Here is a 15,306-nt window from a genome sequence, read left to right on the forward strand (position 1 = left end):
ATTATCCGTCATTGCGGTCGTGACCGCCGGTCTTCGTGCCTTCGCCCTCGGGGGCTTCCGGGCTGGTCGTGCCGGTGCGCAGCTGCGCACTGGGGGCCCTGCCGCCGGTTTCCCGGCTGACGGCGGCGGTTTCCGCCGCGCAGGCCCGGGCGATGCTGTCCGGGACGACCGTTTTTTTCTTCACCGTGACGCGCTCCGGCCTGTCGGCCAGGGCTTCGGCACGTTTTTGTTCTTCTTCGCGGGACATCTTGCGCAGCAGACGCTGGGTATCCTCATAGACGTTCATGAAACCGGCGATGATCCCGATGACCAGGAAGACCAGCTTCAGCCAGGGACCCGTCTCCAGCCAGGCGTCGAGTCCGTAGCCTATGGCGAAACCCACCAGCGGGCCGCTCACCATATGCATGCCGATGGTGCCCGTGGTGGCAAGGGATTCCATGCCCTTGCTCTGCTGTTTGAAAATGTCCTTCAGTGACACGTTTTCTCCTGCCTTCGGCTGTGATGACGGGCGGGTGAGGATCGCAAAATCCTTTGGACCCCCTGAAGCCGTGTCAATGTACAAATTATCACAATGGCATCGCTGCGTCAATGCAATTTGTGGATTTGCACCGGCTCCCCGTCTGGAAGACCTTGTGAAGTGTTGCGCTATCTTATTGAAAAATAAATTGTTTTTTAACTATCTGACATATTTTATAAAAAGGATCGAAAACCCCGGAAGCGTCAAAAATCCGTACCGTGCGACACCGGCAAAAGCGGGCCGTCTCAGGCGCGACGCTGCCAGCAGCTCACGCTTTCCACGTGCGGGCTGTGGGGGAAGAGGTCCAGGGGCGTCACCTGCACCAGCTCATAATCGGCGGACAGCATCCGGGCATCGCGGGCCAGGGTGGCCGGGTTGCACGAGATGTAGACCAGGCGCTCCGGAGCCAGATGGAGCAGGGCCTCCAGCGCTTCCGGGGCCACACCGCCGCGCGGCGGGTCCAGCAGGGCATGATCCCAGTGCCCGGGGCCGTGCTTGCGGGCCAGGGCCGTCAGCAGGCGGGCGGCGTCCCCGGCCTCGTAGCGGCAATGGCCGAAGCCGAAACGGCGGGCATTGCGCTCCGCCAGGAGCACGGCGCGGCGGTCGTACTCCATGCCCAGCACCTCTTCAAAGTGTCCTGCGGCCAGCAGGCCAGGAGCCCCCGCACCGCAATAGACATCCAGCAGACGGCGGGGCGTCACGCCCGCCTGGGGGGAGAGGAGCAGATCCACGGCCGTGGCGGCCAGCAATTCGGCGGCCCGGCTGTTGACCTGGAAAAAGGATGCGGGATCGATACCGAACCAGCGGCCGCCCAGGGGGAGATACAGCGGCGCTCCGTCGTCCGGCAGGGCCTCGTCCCGGCGGTCGAGGCAGAGCACGCGCGTCTCTCCGGCCACCAGAGCGTCAGGGGTGGCACGTTCCTCATGGACGAAGGCCTGGATGTGCGGGAAGGCGTCCAGCAGTTCCCGGCCCATACGGGCCACGGTACGGCGCTGTTCCGCCGTGCCCGGGCTGGTGACGCAGGTGAGCCACCAGCGGCGTCCCGGAGCATCGTCCGCGGCGGCCTGTGCCGGAGCGGGATCGGGCCAGCCGTAGCGCACCACCAGGAAGCGCCAGAAACCGCAGTCTTCCGTAGCCGGGCGTTCCCGCCGGGGGCGGCGCCCGCGATTCTTTTCCGCCCGGGGCCGCAGGCGGCCTTCCTCGGCGGCGCTGCGCGGCGGCACATAGGCGGGCAGGCCGCTGCGGGCGGCCAGATCGGCGCAGGCCCTGACCAGCTCCAGCCCCTCGCCGGGCGGCAGGGCGCAGCCGGGCACCGGCAGCACCTGCAGGCCGCCGCGTCGGCGCAGGCCCAGGCACAGGCCGCTGCCGTCGGCAGGGCCGAAGGCGAATTCCATCTTGTTGCGGAAGGCCCGCTGTTCCGGGGAGCCCAGAGCGGGCCGCAGGGGCAGGGCCGCATCACGGCCCAGACCGCCGATGCGCTCCAGGGCATCGCGTACCAGCTGGCCTTTCCAGCGCAGCTGGGCCGCATAGGGCAGGCGCTGCCAGGGGCAGCCGCCGCAATCCTCGCCGTGGGGACAGATGTCCGCCGCCAGGGCCACGTCCTCCAGCACCGCCGTACGCTGGGCCTCCCAGAAGCGTTTCTGGCGGCGGATGATGCGGGCCCGTACCGTCTGGCCGGGCAGGGAGCCCGCGACGAAAATGACAGGCCCGCCGTCCTCGGGGCGGTGCAGGCCGCGGCCGTCGTGGCTCAGGGCGTCGATGCGGCAAACGATCTCATCGGTCATGGCGGAACAGGGGGTTGGAGTGGCGGGGAACAGGCCGGAGAGGCCTGCGGCACGATGATCTTTCTTGTAGCGGCTTTGCCCCGGGCTGGCAATGCGCGGCAGGGCGGAGCAAAGGGGGACAGCCGTCCCTCTGCGGCGGGAAAAGCGCGTCCGGCGCGGAAAAAAAGCGGCGGAAGGCAAAAAAGCATTGCCTCCCGGCGCTTCCTGTGCTATGCAACGCAACTGGCCTACGCCTCTGTCTGGCCCCGACTACCGCGCGTCCCACCACAGGATGCGTGGCCTGTGGCGCGGCCAAGAACAAAAATCACTTGACTTTTCTTGTAGCATGAGGCAAACAGGCCTCTCTCTTTTCGGAGGTTTAAGAGCATGTACGCTATTATTGAAACGGGCGGCAAACAGTACCGCGTCGAAGAAGGTTCCAAGATCGTTGTGGAAAAGCTCGCTGGCGAAGCCGGCAGCGAAATCAAGCTGGACAAGGTGCTGATGCTTGGCGGCGCCGACGTGAAAGTGGGCGCTCCCTATGTGGAAAACGCTGCCGTGACCGCCGAAGTGGTGGAACAGGGCCGCGGCGCCAAGGTCATGGTGTTCAAGCGCTGGCGTCGTAACGACTCGCGCAAGCTGCGCGGTCATCGTCAGGACTGCACCACCATCCGCGTCAAAAGCATTAACGGCTAGCTTGACGGCGTGTCCCTGCGGGGACGCACGGCAATCTGCCTTGTAAGGAGTATACCATGGCTCATAAGAAAGCAGGCGGCTCTTCGCGTAACGGCCGCGACAGTGCGGGCCAAAGACGCGGCGTGAAGCGCTTTGGCGGCCAGAACGTGCTGGCTGGCAACATCATCGTGCGTCAGCTCGGCACCAAGATCTATCCCGGCACCAACGTGGGCATGGGCAGGGACTACACCCTGTTCGCCAAGGTTGACGGCGTGGTGCGTTTTGAAAAGTACATCCGCAAGCGTCGCGTGCTCACCCGCGTGCATGTGGAAGCCCCCGTTGCCGAATAACGGCGCGGCAAGGCGTGATTTTTGAAGGGAAGAGGCCGCAGGGCTTCTTCCCTTTTTTGCTTTTTTCAGGCCCCTGTGGCCTGCGGTACGCCCGCAAGGCGTCCCGAAGATCAGGGTGGTGACACCCGGGAGATTTTTCATGCGTTTTGTGGACGAAGCTACTATCCAGGTCCGGGCCGGCAAGGGCGGCCACGGCTGCGTGTCTTTCCGGCGTGAAAAGTTCGTGCCCCGCGGCGGGCCGGACGGCGGTGACGGCGGCAAGGGCGGTTCCGTCATCCTCAAGGCGGACAGCCGCCTGCTTTCCCTTTATGACTTCCGCCTCAAGCGCCAGTACGAGGCCCGCAACGGCCAGCCCGGCATGGGCAGCCAGTGCAACGGCCGCAAGGGCGATGACCTCATCCTGGGCCTGCCCGTGGGCACCCTGGTCTATGCCCGCGACGAGATGGGCGAAGAATACCTGCTGGCCGACCTGCGCGAGCCCGACATGGAAGTGGTGGCCGCCCAGGGCGGTCGCGGCGGCATGGGCAACGAGCATTTCAAGACGTCCACCATGCGCGCCCCGCGTTTCGCCCAGCCCGGCGAACCCGGCGAAGAACGCGAGCTGCGCCTGGAACTGAAGATCCTGGCCGACGCCGGCCTGCTGGGCCTGCCCAATGCGGGCAAGTCCACCTTCATCTCGCAGGTCTCGGCGGCGCGGCCCAAGATCGCGGCCTATCCCTTCACCACGCTGACGCCCAATCTGGGCGTCATGATCGACGAATACGATCCTGACCGCCGCATGGTCATCGCCGACATCCCCGGCCTCATCGAGGGCGCCCACGAAGGCCAGGGCCTGGGCCACCGTTTCCTCAAGCATGTGGAGCGCACCCGCTTCCTGGTGCACATCCTCAGCATCGAGGACGTGAGCGACGACAATCCCTGGGCCGGTTTCGAGCTCATCAACGAGGAGCTGCGCCGCTTCGACCCCGAACTGGCCGAACGTCGCCAGATCGAAGTGGTCAACAAGATCGACCTGGTGGACGAGGAGCGTCTGGAAGAGCTGCGGGCCCGCGCCCGCGCCGACGGCCGCGAGGTCTTCTTCATCTCGGCCCGTGACGGCATCGGCATCGAGGATCTGGTGGCCGCGCTCTGGAAGCTGCGCGACGAAGTGCAGGTGCACGAGCCCCTGCACCACTTCGTGGAAGCCGAGAACGTGGACGAAGAGGAATTCGAGGACATCGAAGTCATCTACACCCGCGAGTGATGCGTGCGGGGCAGGGATGCGGGACCGCCGCTTGGCAGGCCGCGTTCCTGCCCCGTTTTTCGTCACTCAGGAGGAGAAGCATGAAACATATCCTTCTGTCCTGCCTCCTGCTGCTGGCCCTGTGCGCCACCGCTCTGGCCGCCCCTGTGGAGAAGCAGACCTTCCGCGTGGTCGCCCCCGAGGGCTGGACCGTGACCGCCGTGCCGGACGTGAGCGAAGGCGTGGTGCTGGTGGCCCCGGACAAATCCGTGAGCGTCACCATCGTCACCGCCGCCAGCGGGACCATGACGCCGGAACAGCTGGCGGCCGATTACGAGCAGAAGCTGCACGCCGCCCGTGTGGCGCAGAACGGCAACTATTACGGCCTCAAGGGCATGGCGGGCGATCTGCCGCTGGAGGTCTGCCTCTGGACCTTCGACGGCATGCACGGCGTGGCCAGCATCGTGGGCCGTACCGGCCATCCCGCCCTGCAGGGCATCGTGGACTCGCTGGAGTTCTACAAGTAGTCCCGTACCCCAGTGTTTTATGAGGGCGGGGGGACTTTGTTCTGCTGTCGCTGCCCGTAACGCCCGTATGGTAACGGGCACGGCCCTCCGGGCCGCCTTTCGGCCGCTCTGCAGAAAAGTCCCTCCGCCTTCATGCCTTCTCACCCCTTCAAAAATGTTGTCCGAATCCCTGTGAGGAAGACGGGAAACGGCAGGGCCCCGGCCTTCTGTCTTCCGTGCTGCCTTCAGCAGCCATCGAGCAGGGGGATGCATAGCTGCCTGTGCTCCCCTGTGCCGGGAAAAGTCTCGCAGGCTGCCGGATGGGATGCTTCCGAAGGACATGCGCCTCTAAGGGCATAGGAAGGCCTCCCTCGCGCGCCGGCAAATGGCGGCCCCTCCGGGACAGCGCCCGCTGGATGCAGAACACTGCGGATACCGGCAGCCGCTATAGGCGCCTTCTTCGCTGGCGCGGCCGCAGGGTGCTGGCTGTTTGTCGTGCTTTGGGCTATGGTCAGGCGGCGTCCGCCGGAGGCGGACAGGAATTTTTTAGAGCCCTTGTTAGGAGCGATCATGGAAAGACAGGCCGATTGGCGACAGGAAAAAGCACAGGCGCTGGCCCGTGCCCGTGTGGTGGTCATCAAGGTGGGCAGTGCGGTATTGACCGATGCCCAGGGGCTGAGCACGCCCGTGCTGGAAAGCCTGGCCCGTCAGATGGCCGCCCTGCGCACCGCGCCGGACGGGCATGAGCGCCGTCTGGTGCTGGTCTCTTCCGGGGCCGTGGCGGCCGGTCGCGCCGTCCTGCGCGCCCACGGCCACAGCGGCGAGACCTCCGGCCTGTCCGCCCGCCAGGCGGCTGCCGCCGTGGGACAGGGCCAGCTCATGCGCGCCTGGGACGAGGTCTTCCGGGCCTATGATTTCCCCACCTCGCAGGTGCTGCTCACCCGTGACGACCTGCGCGCCCGCCAGCGTTTCCTCAATGCCCGCAACACCTTCGCCGAGCTCATGGACTGGGGCGTGCTGCCCATCGTCAACGAGAACGACACGGTCTCGGTCAGCGAGCTGAAATTCGGCGACAACGACTGTCTGGCCAGCCTGCTGGTCAACCTCATCGGTGCCGACCTCTACATCAACCTGACCTCGGCCCCGGGCGTCTACGCGGCCAATCCGCAGGAAGTGCCCGACGCGGGCATCCTGGAATGCGTGGAGGACGTGGCGGGCCTCGATCTGGGCCGCATGTGCGGCGGCAAGACCAGCGTGGGCACCGGCGGCATGTACTCCAAGCTGCAGGCCGCGCGCCGCGCCGCCCAGCTGGGCGTGCCCACCCTCATCCTGCCCGGTCGCGAAACGGACGTGCTGGCGCGCGCCTTTGCCGGTGAGGCCGTGGGCACCTGGGTCCGTCCCGAGGAACACGCCATCCCGCGGCGCAAGTTCTGGCTGGCCTACCAGTCCGATCCGGCGGGCACGGTGCTGGTGGATGCCGGTGCGGCCGAGGCCCTGCTCAGCAAGGGCAGCAGCCTGCTGCCCGGCGGTGTGCGTCAGGTGCTGGGCAATTTTCAGAAGGGCGCGCTGGTGCGTGTGGCCCGTCTGGGCGAAAGCGACGGCCACGCCAGCCTGGGCGTGGGCCTGTCCAATTACAGCGCGGCGGACCTGCGCAAGATCATGGGCCTGCGGCGCCATGAGGTGGCCGCCATCCTGGGCGATGCCCACTATCCCGAGGTCATCCATCGCGACAACCTGCTCATGGATGCCGCCATCTAGGCAGCAGCGTTTGCCGGGCGGCAGGGCGTATCCGTAGGGCATGCAGCGCTGAAGAGCGGGGCTTGGCCCGACGGCGGGAGCCGGAGCGGCTTCCCTCCTTGGGCGGAGGAGCCCGGAAGACGGGCAGATCCTTAGGAGTTGGTGAGCGATGGTCATATTGATCGCAGGGGAGAGCCATACGGGAAAGACCCTGCTGGCGCAGAAGCTGCTGGAGGCATACCGCTATCCCTGCCTGTCGCTGGATCACCTGAAGATGGGGCTCATCAGGAGCGGCCAGTGCGCGCTGTCTCCTGAAAGCGATGGTGCCGAGCTCACACGCTACCTGTGGCCCATCGTCAGGGAGATGATCAAGACATGCATAGAGAACCGCGAGAACATGATCATCGAGGGATGCTATATCCCCTTTGGCTGGGAAAATGATTTCCCGGACGAGTACAGAAAAGAAATCGCCTATGTCTGCCTCGTGTTCAGCGAGGGCTACATCAAAGAACGATATGCGGACATAGCCAGATATGAAAGCGTGATCGAAAACAGGAAAGAAGCATGTCCTGCGCCTGAGAGCCTGCTTGAGGGAAATCGGCGCAATTTGCGGCAGTGCATCCTGCATTCCTATAAGTACATTCTGATGGACAAAGACTATGCCCTGGATATCGAAATGATACGGCGGCTCCTGCATACGGCAGCGCCCAAGGCCGATGCCGTTGCGGGATAATGAAGTCTTTTTCCCGTGCGCCTGCCCCAGCAGGCAGGGCATAGAGGCATCCTGCAATCCACTGCTCTCTGTCATCAAGGAGGGACCATGTCCGGCAAAACAACTGTCATGAAACCCGGTGCGGCCATCGCCGCCTGCTTCGGCAAATTCGCCCGCTGCTACGGTCGCAGCTGCCGGGCCGAGTTCATCTGGTTCCTGCTGTTCTTCCTGGTGCTGGGGGCGCTGGCCGTGTGGTTCACCTCGCCCATGATCGTGGGCATGCTCTGGGCCCTGCTGATGATCCCGCTCAGCTCCGTGGGCATCCGCCGTCTGCACGACCTGAACCTGCCCGGCGGCATCTGGACGGTCTGGCTGACCATCACCGTCATCCTGCCCATGTTCGGCCTTTCCAACTACATGAACAATGAAGGGCATTTGTCGGACTACATGCTCTATCTGCACTATGCCTGGCTGTTCGTCACCGGTACCTTGCTGCTTTTCCTCTGCTTCGCCAGCGGTCAGGAAGGCCCCAACAAGTACGGTCCGGCGCCGTGCGTGAAGGCCGCCGTCGCTGCGGACGAGGAAAAAACGGCCAAGGAAGACTAACCATCTTTTCCTGTTCGATACATTACATGATGAAGCGGAGCCCTCGGGCTCCGCTTTTTTCATGGCGCACGGGGCGGCCCTAAAGAGGCCCCGCATCTTTGTGCGAGCTCTTCATATCCGCAATGGCCGGGCTGCCCCATGAGCGGCCATCCGTCATCTTGCGCATCGACTTTTTTGCCTGTCATCAAAAAAGGCCCGCGGCCCGCCATCTGGCGGGACGTGGGCCTTGGTAAAGCGCGCTGGGGAGGGATGGGGGTACGGGGGAAGGGGACACCTCTCGCGCCAGCAGAGGGGGCCCCTTCCCCCGTCCAGTTCGTTACGCGAAGTCGTAGCCGGCCTGCAGGGCCTTGGCGTTGACCGGGATCAGTTTGGCGTAGTGGGCGCTGACCACGCGGTTGAGGGCTTCCTGCACGGCTTCCAGGGGCAGGGCGCCGGTGGCCTTGATCCAGGCGCCCAGGGCCACCATGTTGGCCAGTTTCACATTGCCCAGTTCGTGGGCGATGTCGTTGACCGGGATGTAGACCGTGCGGTGCTTGCCGTCCAGCAGGCCTTCGGAGATGAGCGAGGCGTTGACGATCTGCACGCCGTCGGGATGCAGCCGGGGCTGGAACTTGGCCAGCGAGGGCTCGTTGAGCACGATGATGGAGCGGGGCGTGTTGACCAGGGGCGAACCCACGGGATGCTCGTCCAGCACCACGGTGCAGTTGGCGGTACCGCCGCGCATCTCGGCGCCGTAGACCGGGATGAAGCTCACTTCGAGGCCGTGTTCCATACCGGCCTGGGCCAGCAGGTTGCCGATGAGCATGACGCCCTGGCCGCCGAAACCGGCGATGATGACGTCCTGATACTTAGCCATGCTGCACCTCGCTTTCGGCCGGGGCGGTCACGTCTTTGTACACGCCCAGAGGGAATACAGGGATCATGGCCTCGCTGATGCGCTTGTTGGCGCTGACGGGGTCCATATGCCAGTTGGTGGGGCAGCCGGAGAGCAGCTCCACGAAGCCGAAGCCCAGGCCCTGCAGCTGTACTTCGAAGGCCTTGCGCAGGGCCTTCTTGGCCGCGCGCACATGCTTGACGCTGTCCAGGGCGCAGCGTTCGGAATAGGCCACGCCCGAGAGCTGGGCCATGAGCTCGGCCATGCGGATGGGGCCGCCTTCGTGGCGGGCCATGTCGCGGCCGCGGGGGCTGGTGGTGGTCTTCTGGCCCAGCAGGGTGGTGGGGGCCATCTGGCCGCCGGTCATGCCGTAGACGGTGTTGTTGATGAAGATGCCGGTGATGAGTTCGCCGCGGTTGGCCGCGTGGATGGACTCGGCCAGACCGATGGCGCCCATGTCGCCGTCGCCCTGATAGGTGAAGACAACGCTTTCGGGGCGGGCACGGCGCACGCCGGTGGCCACGGCGCAGGCACGGCCGTGGGGGGCTTCGAGGCCGTCCACGTTGAAGTAGTCGTAAGTGAAGGTGGCGCAGCCCACGGAGGCCACCAGGATGGTCCTGTCGGCCACGCCCAGCTCGTGCAGCACCTCGCTCACCAGGCGGTGGGCGATGCCGTGGTGGCAGCCGGGGCAGTAGTGGGTCACGCGCTCGTTGAGCACGGGATTGGTGTCGAAGACCAGGGTCTCGCCATCCTGGGGCACAAGGGCCTGTTCAAGTTCGTGCGCGTGCATCTTAGTTCTCCTTGCAGGCCTGACGGATGGGATCTTCCAGGGCATCGGCGCCGATGAACAGGCCGGGCATGACGCCGTGCCAGTCCACCTTGGCGTTCTCGCCCATCAGGGACAGGCGCACATCTTCCACCATCTGGCCGGTGTTCTGTTCGATGACCAGGAAGCGGCGGCCCGGAGCCAGGGCGCGCAGGGCGTCGGCCGGGAAGGGATAGAGCGTCTTGGGACGGAACAGGCCCGCCTTGAGGCCTTCTTCGCGCAGCTTGCGGATGGCGCTGCGGGCGATGCGGGCCATGGAGCCGAAGGCCACCACCACGAGTTCGGCGTCGTCGGTGTTCCAGCATTCGGCGCAGGCTTCGGCCTGCATGGCGGCGTACTTTTCCATGAGCAGGCGGTTGCGGGCGGCCAGGGCGCCTTCGGCCAGGTACACGGACTTGAGCAGACGGGGCTTGGCGCCGGGGCCGCGCTTGCCGTAGCCTTCCATGCGCCAGGGCGCGGCCAGTTCGGCCAGGGCCTCGGGGCTCAGGGCGTCGGCCGGGGGCTGACGGCGCACGGGCTCCTTGATCTGGGCCACGATGGCGTCACCCAGCAGCATGACCGGGTTGGCGTACTTGAAGGCCAGAGCGAAGGCGCGGAACATCATGTCGTAGCATTCCTGCGCGGTGGAGGGGGCCAGCACCAGGTTGCGGTGGTCGCCGTGACCGCCGCCCTTGACGGCCTGGAAGTAGTCGCCCTGCGAGGGACCGATATCGCCCAGGCCCGGGCCGCCGCGTTCCATATTGACGATGACGGCCGGGATATGGCTGCCCGCCATGTAGGAGATGCCTTCCTGCATCAGCGAGATGCCGCAGCTGGACGAAGAGGTCATGGCCGGGATGCCGCAGGCGCCGGCGCCCAGCAGCATGTTGATGGCGGCCACTTCGCTTTCGGCCTGCACGAACTGGCCGCCGCATTCGGGCAGCCGGAGGGACATGGTCTCGGGGATCTCGTTCTGCGGCGTGATGGGATAGCCGAAATAGCAGCGGCAGCCGGCGTCCAGGGCGCCAAAGGCCACAGCTTCATTGCCCTTGATGAGAATGCGGTCGTGACTCATGCGGTCTTCTCCGTTTTTTTGGATTTGAAGACACGGATGGCCACGTCCGGGCACATGAGCGCACAGGAGGCGCAGCCCGTACAGCGGCCTTCGGTTTCCATCACCTCATAGCCCTGGCGGTTGAACCGTCCCGAGGGGCGAATGATGTGCGCCGGGCAGACCGTTACACACAGGCCGCAGCCTTTGCAGCGTTCTTCCAGAAAAACAATTCGCGACATGCTGTTCCCCTGATCGATACAGATTGCACATGGCGCGGCATCCTGCCACAGGGTGCCGCACCATGCGGTGTTGACACTTATCATGCCCCGAAGGGCCGGTTGCGGATGCGTCCGGCTCCGTCCGTACCGGAAAGCCGGGCAGCCGCAAAAAACGCCTACCGGATGAGCATGGCATCCCCGTAGGAGAAGAAGCGGTAGCCTTCCTTCACGGCCTCCTGATAGGCTTCCAGGATGCGTTTGCGGCCCGCGAAGGCCGAGACCAGCATCAGCAGGGAGGACTCGGGCAGGTGGAAATTGGTGATGATCCCGTCCACCACGCGGAAGGGACGGCCGGGGTAGAGGAAGATGTCCGTCCAGCCGGCAAAGGGCTGGGCACGGCCGCAGACCTGGGCCACGCCTTCCAGCGTGCGCACCGAGGTGGTGCCCACGGCGATGACGGGCCGGTGCCGGGCCTTGGCCTCGGCGATGGCGTTGGCCGTCTCTTCGGGCAGTTCCACGTATTCCCGGTGCATCTGGTGGTTGCGGATGTCTTCGCAGCGCACGGGGCTGAAGGTGCCGTAGCCCACATAGAGCGTCACTTCGGCCCACTGGAAGCCGCGCCGGCGCAGGGTCTCGCGCAGCTCGTCGGTAAAGTGCAGGCCCGCCGTGGGCGCGGCCACGGAACCGGTCTTCTCCTCGCGGGAGTAGATGGTCTGGTAACGGCTGAAATCTTCTTCGGCGTCGGAACGCTTGATGTAGGGCGGCAGGGGGATGTGCCCGGTGGCGGCAAAGGCGTCGGCCACGTCGCCCTTCCAGCACATGCGCACACGCCGGTGGCCGAAGGTGCCGCATTCAAGGATGGTCACGCTGATGCCCGCGCCGAAGTGCAGGGTCTCGCCTTCGCGCACGCTGCCCCCGGAACGGACCAGGCCGTTGACCTCGGCGCTCCAGGTGTCCTCACGGCCCTTGACGGGCGTGGCGGCGGCCCGCACCAGCGGCAGGGGCGTCAGCAGTAGGAATTCCACCTTGCCGCCGGTACTGCGGCTGCCCAGCAGGCGGGCCTGCAGCACGCGGGAGTTGTTGGCCACCAGCAGGGAGCCTTCGGGCAGGCAGTCCGGCAGGTCGCTGAACATGTGGTGCTCCAGGTCCAGGGCGCCGTTGCGGCGCATGGTCAGCAGGCGCGACGTGCCCCGCTGCTCCGGCGGATACTGGGCTATCTGCTCCTGAGGCAGCTCGTAGGTATAGTTTTGCAGCAGAAAATCATCTTCGGAAACGAAAACAGGCGGCATGGGTCTTTTCCTTCACTTCTCTTCGGGCCGCGTGGCGGCCGCAACATCTGCCGTCGGACAGGGCCGGGCGATGCCGTTTTCCATGCCCGCCCCGCAGGGGGAGGGGCAGCCGGGCAGCCGGAGAGACGCTTGTCAGTCCGTGCCGGAGAGGCTATCCTTTTCGGGCTGTCCGGCCTTCCGGACGACAGTTGAAGGAGTATAGCCAATGCGACGCCTACTTGTCACCTTGATCCTTGGGGTCTTCCTGGCCAGCGCCGCCGGTTGCGCGGACCTGGGCATCAGCAACCCCTTTGAATCCACGCCGACCGCCGCAAACAGCCAGCTTTTGGGCATCAGTCTGCCTGCGGGCATGGAACTTTCCACGCAGCACTGCGCCCGCACCACCGGCAGCGACGGCCAGCCCCAGGGCATGGAGACCGCGTACGGTCAGGCCGACCGGATGCAGGTGGCGCAGAGCCTGTTCAACAACATGCAGGGGGCGGGCTGGAACGTGCGCATGAGCCTGCGCAAGGCCGACCGCATCATGCTGGCCTTTGAGAACGGCAACCGTCTTGCCGTGATCAGCCTGTATTCGCAGACGGTCTACAGCTGCGTGGCCGAGATCTGGGTCTCGGAAAAGATGGCCGACGGTTCCTCCCTGAACCTCCTGCCCCTGCGCGGTGAGGGCGGCCAGAACAGCGGCGGTTTCGGCGGCTTTGGCGGCAGCTCCGACGGTGTTTCCGGCGGCGGCTTCGAAAGCAACGGCCCCGCCACGGGCGGCGGTTTCGAGACGCCCGACGGCGGCAGCACGCCGCCTCCGGTGGGCAACAGCGGGGGCTGGGGCTCCTCTTCGGGCGGCAGCAGCGGCAGCGGTCTGCAGGAGCGTCTGCTGTGAGCGCGTCGCCCTTCCACAACAGCCGCCGTTTCGCGGGCAAGCGTCTGCATCTGGGCGTGTGCGGCTCCATCGCCTGCTACAAGGCGCTGGATCTGCTGCGCGCCCTGCACGCCCTGGACATCCACGTTTCCGTCACCCTCACCGACGGCGCGCGCCGTTTCGTGACGCCCCTGCTTTTCGAGGCCCTGGGCGCCATGCCGGTCTATGGCCGCATGTTCGAGGGCGACGAGGTCTTCGATCATCTGGAGCCGGGCCAGCGGGCCCAGGCCATGCTGGTGGCCCCGGCCTCGGCCGATGCCCTGTCGCGTCTGGCGGCCGGAGCGGCGTCGGACATGCTCTCGGCGCAGGCGCTGGCCTTTGACGGGCCGCTGGTGGTGGCCCCGGCCATGAACCCGCGCATGTGGCGGCACCCGGCCACCCAGGACAATGTGGCCACCCTGCGGCGGCGCGGGGCCCGGGTCGTCGTGCCCGGCTGCGGCGGCACGGCCTGCGGCGATACCGGCCAGGGCCGTCTGGCCCCGGTGGAGGATCTTTTTCTGGCCGCCCTGCGTGCCCTTTCGCCGCAGGACATGGCGGGACAGCGCGTCATGCTGACTATGGGCCCCACCCGCGAAAAGTGGGACGGCGTGCGCTACTGGACCAATCCCAGCAGCGGCACCATGGGTGCGGCGCTGGCCACCTCCGCCTGGCTGCGCGGGGCCGAGGTCACGGCCGTGTGCGGGCCCGGCTGCCCCGACCTGCCCGCCGGGGTGGAGCGCATCGGCGTGGGCAGTGCCCGCGAGATGTTCGAGGCCGCGTCCGACTGCTGGCCCCGCATGGACATGGGCCTGTTCTGCGCCGCTGTGGCGGACTTTTCGCCCGAACCGCTGGGCCCGCAGAAGTTCAAGAAAGAAGGGCGGCAGGACGGCTTCAGCATCCGCTTCACGGCCAATCCCGACATCTTGCGGACCCTGTCGCACCAGCGGCGGGAAGGGCAGAAAGTGCTGGGCTTCGCGGCCGAGACCACGCCCGACATGGACAGCCTGCTGGAGCTGGCCCGCGGCAAGCGTGCCCGCAAGGACGCCGATCTGCTGGCGGGCAACCGCGTCAACAGCGGCGACAGCGGCTTCGGCGCGGCCACCAACAGCATGGCCGTGGTGGACCGTACCGGCCATGAAGAGATTTGGCCCAACCAGAGCAAGGCCGACGTGGCCTGGGATCTTTGTTCGTGGCTTTTGCGCCTGTAAACCCGCTGGCGGCCCCCTGGCAGGCACGCGGCCTCGACTGGCTGCTCATGCCCGAGGATCTGCCCCCGGAGCTCTCCCTGTGCGTCATGCCGGACGCCGTCCCGGCCGCGCCCGTGCGCCGTCCGCAGCCTGCGGCCCCGCGGGCGCCCCGTCCCGTGCGTCCTTTGCCTTCCCAGCTGCAGCAGGAAGGCCAGGGCAGTGCGTCCGCCGCACCGGCACAGGCCGTGAGGCAGGGCGGTGCCCCCGTGGCTTCTCCCGCTCCCGCAGCGCCCGCCCCGGAACAGCGGCGCCCGTCCCGTCCGCAAGCCGCGGAACAGGCCCCGGAGACCGCCGCACCGGTCAGGAGCTGGCGGCCCCTGCCGCCCCACGTCTGGCCCGCCGTCTGGCAGGAGCGCCTTTCGCGCACCCGGCAGGGACGGGTGGTCTGGACCTACTGGAACCTCGGCCCGGACCTTTGCGAAGCGCAGGCCCCGGGCAAGGCGCAGCGCAGCGCCTTTTTCCGCCGTCTCATGCAGGATCTGGCCTATCCGGCGGGCACCAGCACCTTCTGGCCCGCCTGTCTGCCCGATCCTGACGCCATGCCCGCCTCCCCGGCCCCGGCCGAGGGGGAGGACAGGCCCCGCTACCAGCCCAATGCCGACGTGTTCTGGTCCGGCGTGCAGGCCCTGCATGCCCGTGCCGTGGTGGTCATGGGCTCCGTGGCGGCCCGCGCCCTGGGGCTGCCCGCCGGGGTGCGCCCCCTCCAGCAGTTGCGGCATCGCGGCACGCTGGTCTGGGTGCTCTGGGACGTGGAATTCCTTCTTGATGAACCGCAGCGCTACGCGGCCATGCTGGCCTTTGTGCGCCGGGCGCTGCAACAAATCTCCAGACGCTGAAAA

At 66.4% G+C, this 15,306-nt stretch carries 17 protein-coding genes; 10 read left to right on the forward strand and 7 right to left on the reverse strand.

What is annotated here, in order from left to right; all coding sequences use genetic code 11:
- Position 1: 1 nt before the first annotated feature.
- Entirely contained in the window at positions 2-478 is a 477-nt protein-coding gene (locus Q4I12_RS05175) for an AtpZ/AtpI family protein (protein ID WP_302260854.1), read from the reverse strand.
- Between the two features lie 284 nt (positions 479-762).
- On the reverse strand, positions 763-2,301 hold the full coding sequence (locus tag Q4I12_RS05180) for a class I SAM-dependent RNA methyltransferase (protein WP_302260855.1): 1,539 nt from the start codon (positions 2,299-2,301) through the stop codon (positions 763-765).
- A gap of 366 nt (positions 2,302-2,667) precedes the next feature.
- On the opposite strand from Q4I12_RS05180, the gene rplU reads away from it, so the two are divergent.
- The 7 genes from rplU (at position 2,668) to Q4I12_RS05215 (ending at position 8,088) form a co-directional block, all read left to right on the forward strand.
- Positions 2,668-2,976: a 50S ribosomal protein L21 gene (rplU, locus tag Q4I12_RS05185; protein ID WP_006007380.1), complete on the forward strand. Its 309-nt coding sequence runs from the start codon at positions 2,668-2,670 to the stop codon at positions 2,974-2,976.
- A gap of 56 nt (positions 2,977-3,032) precedes the next feature.
- The gene (rpmA, locus tag Q4I12_RS05190) at positions 3,033-3,305 is read left to right on the forward strand and encodes a 50S ribosomal protein L27 (protein ID WP_040369732.1); all 273 of its coding nucleotides are present in this window, start codon (positions 3,033-3,035) and stop codon (positions 3,303-3,305) included.
- A gap of 139 nt (positions 3,306-3,444) precedes the next feature.
- Positions 3,445-4,548 carry a GTPase ObgE gene (gene obgE / locus Q4I12_RS05195; protein ID WP_204674038.1) on the forward strand — a complete coding sequence of 368 codons (1,104 nt, stop codon included), beginning with the start codon at positions 3,445-3,447 and terminating at the stop codon, positions 4,546-4,548.
- A gap of 80 nt (positions 4,549-4,628) precedes the next feature.
- On the forward strand, positions 4,629-5,054 hold the full coding sequence (locus Q4I12_RS05200) for a hypothetical protein (RefSeq protein WP_289616301.1): 426 nt from the start codon (positions 4,629-4,631) through the stop codon (positions 5,052-5,054).
- Between the two features lie 549 nt (positions 5,055-5,603).
- A complete protein-coding gene (proB, locus tag Q4I12_RS05205) occupies positions 5,604-6,791 on the forward strand; it encodes a glutamate 5-kinase (RefSeq protein WP_302260859.1) in 1,188 nt (395 codons plus the stop codon).
- Positions 6,792-6,939: 148 nt separating this feature from the next.
- Positions 6,940-7,503: an ATP-binding protein gene (locus Q4I12_RS05210; protein ID WP_302260861.1), complete on the forward strand. Its 564-nt coding sequence runs from the start codon at positions 6,940-6,942 to the stop codon at positions 7,501-7,503.
- Between the two features lie 87 nt (positions 7,504-7,590).
- Positions 7,591-8,088: a DUF805 domain-containing protein gene (locus Q4I12_RS05215; protein WP_204625686.1), complete on the forward strand. Its 498-nt coding sequence runs from the start codon at positions 7,591-7,593 to the stop codon at positions 8,086-8,088.
- A gap of 316 nt (positions 8,089-8,404) precedes the next feature.
- On the opposite strand, the gene Q4I12_RS05220 is transcribed toward Q4I12_RS05215, so the two are convergent.
- From Q4I12_RS05220 to queA, 5 genes are all read right to left on the reverse strand, one after another.
- Positions 8,405-8,944, reverse strand: coding sequence for a 2-oxoacid:ferredoxin oxidoreductase subunit gamma family protein (locus tag Q4I12_RS05220; RefSeq protein WP_204674043.1), 540 nt, complete (start codon positions 8,942-8,944; stop codon positions 8,405-8,407).
- On the reverse strand, positions 8,937-9,752 hold the full coding sequence (locus Q4I12_RS05225; protein ID WP_204626451.1) for a thiamine pyrophosphate-dependent enzyme: 816 nt from the start codon (positions 9,750-9,752) through the stop codon (positions 8,937-8,939). The genes Q4I12_RS05220 and Q4I12_RS05225 overlap by 8 nt, the downstream gene beginning before the upstream one ends.
- Position 9,753: 1 nt before the next feature.
- Positions 9,754-10,842: a 3-methyl-2-oxobutanoate dehydrogenase subunit VorB gene (vorB, locus tag Q4I12_RS05230; protein WP_204626452.1), complete on the reverse strand. Its 1,089-nt coding sequence runs from the start codon at positions 10,840-10,842 to the stop codon at positions 9,754-9,756.
- Complete coding sequence (locus Q4I12_RS05235) at positions 10,839-11,060, reverse strand: 4Fe-4S binding protein (RefSeq protein ID WP_302260864.1); 222 nt, start codon at positions 11,058-11,060, stop codon at positions 10,839-10,841. Before Q4I12_RS05235 ends, vorB begins: the two co-directional genes overlap by 4 nt.
- Positions 11,061-11,215: 155 nt before the next feature.
- Positions 11,216-12,328, reverse strand: coding sequence for a tRNA preQ1(34) S-adenosylmethionine ribosyltransferase-isomerase QueA (gene queA / locus Q4I12_RS05240; RefSeq protein ID WP_297139990.1), 1,113 nt, complete (start codon positions 12,326-12,328; stop codon positions 11,216-11,218).
- A 205-nt stretch (positions 12,329-12,533) separates the two neighbouring features.
- Between queA and Q4I12_RS05245 the strand changes: the two genes are divergently transcribed.
- From Q4I12_RS05245 to Q4I12_RS05255, 3 genes are read left to right on the forward strand one after another with little or no spacing between them, the layout of a single operon-like run.
- Positions 12,534-13,202, forward strand: coding sequence for a hypothetical protein (locus tag Q4I12_RS05245; RefSeq protein WP_297139992.1), 669 nt, complete (start codon positions 12,534-12,536; stop codon positions 13,200-13,202).
- Complete coding sequence (gene coaBC / locus Q4I12_RS05250; RefSeq protein WP_204674047.1) at positions 13,199-14,428, forward strand: bifunctional phosphopantothenoylcysteine decarboxylase/phosphopantothenate--cysteine ligase CoaBC; 1,230 nt, start codon at positions 13,199-13,201, stop codon at positions 14,426-14,428. The genes Q4I12_RS05245 and coaBC overlap by 4 nt, the downstream gene beginning before the upstream one ends.
- Positions 14,410-15,303: a hypothetical protein gene (locus Q4I12_RS05255; RefSeq protein WP_302260868.1), complete on the forward strand. Its 894-nt coding sequence runs from the start codon at positions 14,410-14,412 to the stop codon at positions 15,301-15,303. The genes coaBC and Q4I12_RS05255 overlap by 19 nt, the downstream gene beginning before the upstream one ends.
- The last annotated feature ends 3 nt before the right edge of the window (positions 15,304-15,306 follow it).

It is taken from the genome of Desulfovibrio piger (genome assembly GCF_951793255.1).
Classification (GTDB): domain Bacteria; phylum Desulfobacterota; class Desulfovibrionia; order Desulfovibrionales; family Desulfovibrionaceae; genus Desulfovibrio.

Bases quoted from the DNA above. Each gene is read 5' to 3' on its own strand.
- obgE (WP_204674038.1), top strand. From the start codon at position 3,445: ATGCGTTTTGTGGACGAAGCTACTATCCAGGTCCGGGCCGGCAAGGGC.
- Q4I12_RS05220 (WP_204674043.1), bottom strand. From the start codon at position 8,944: ATGGCTAAGTATCAGGACGTCATCATCGCCGGTTTCGGCGGCCAGGGC.
- rplU (WP_006007380.1), top strand. From the start codon at position 2,668: ATGTACGCTATTATTGAAACGGGCGGCAAACAGTACCGCGTCGAAGAA.
- vorB (WP_204626452.1), bottom strand. From the start codon at position 10,842: ATGAGTCACGACCGCATTCTCATCAAGGGCAATGAAGCTGTGGCCTTT.
- Q4I12_RS05245 (WP_297139992.1), top strand. From the start codon at position 12,534: ATGCGACGCCTACTTGTCACCTTGATCCTTGGGGTCTTCCTGGCCAGC.
- Q4I12_RS05215 (WP_204625686.1), top strand. From the start codon at position 7,591: ATGTCCGGCAAAACAACTGTCATGAAACCCGGTGCGGCCATCGCCGCC.
- Q4I12_RS05225 (WP_204626451.1), bottom strand. From the start codon at position 9,752: ATGCACGCGCACGAACTTGAACAGGCCCTTGTGCCCCAGGATGGCGAG.
- proB (WP_302260859.1), top strand. From the start codon at position 5,604: ATGGAAAGACAGGCCGATTGGCGACAGGAAAAAGCACAGGCGCTGGCC.
- Q4I12_RS05210 (WP_302260861.1), top strand. From the start codon at position 6,940: ATGGTCATATTGATCGCAGGGGAGAGCCATACGGGAAAGACCCTGCTG.
- queA (WP_297139990.1), bottom strand. From the start codon at position 12,328: ATGCCGCCTGTTTTCGTTTCCGAAGATGATTTTCTGCTGCAAAACTAT.
- Q4I12_RS05200 (WP_289616301.1), top strand. From the start codon at position 4,629: ATGAAACATATCCTTCTGTCCTGCCTCCTGCTGCTGGCCCTGTGCGCC.
- Q4I12_RS05180 (WP_302260855.1), bottom strand. From the start codon at position 2,301: ATGACCGATGAGATCGTTTGCCGCATCGACGCCCTGAGCCACGACGGC.
- Q4I12_RS05235 (WP_302260864.1), bottom strand. From the start codon at position 11,060: ATGTCGCGAATTGTTTTTCTGGAAGAACGCTGCAAAGGCTGCGGCCTG.
- rpmA (WP_040369732.1), top strand. From the start codon at position 3,033: ATGGCTCATAAGAAAGCAGGCGGCTCTTCGCGTAACGGCCGCGACAGT.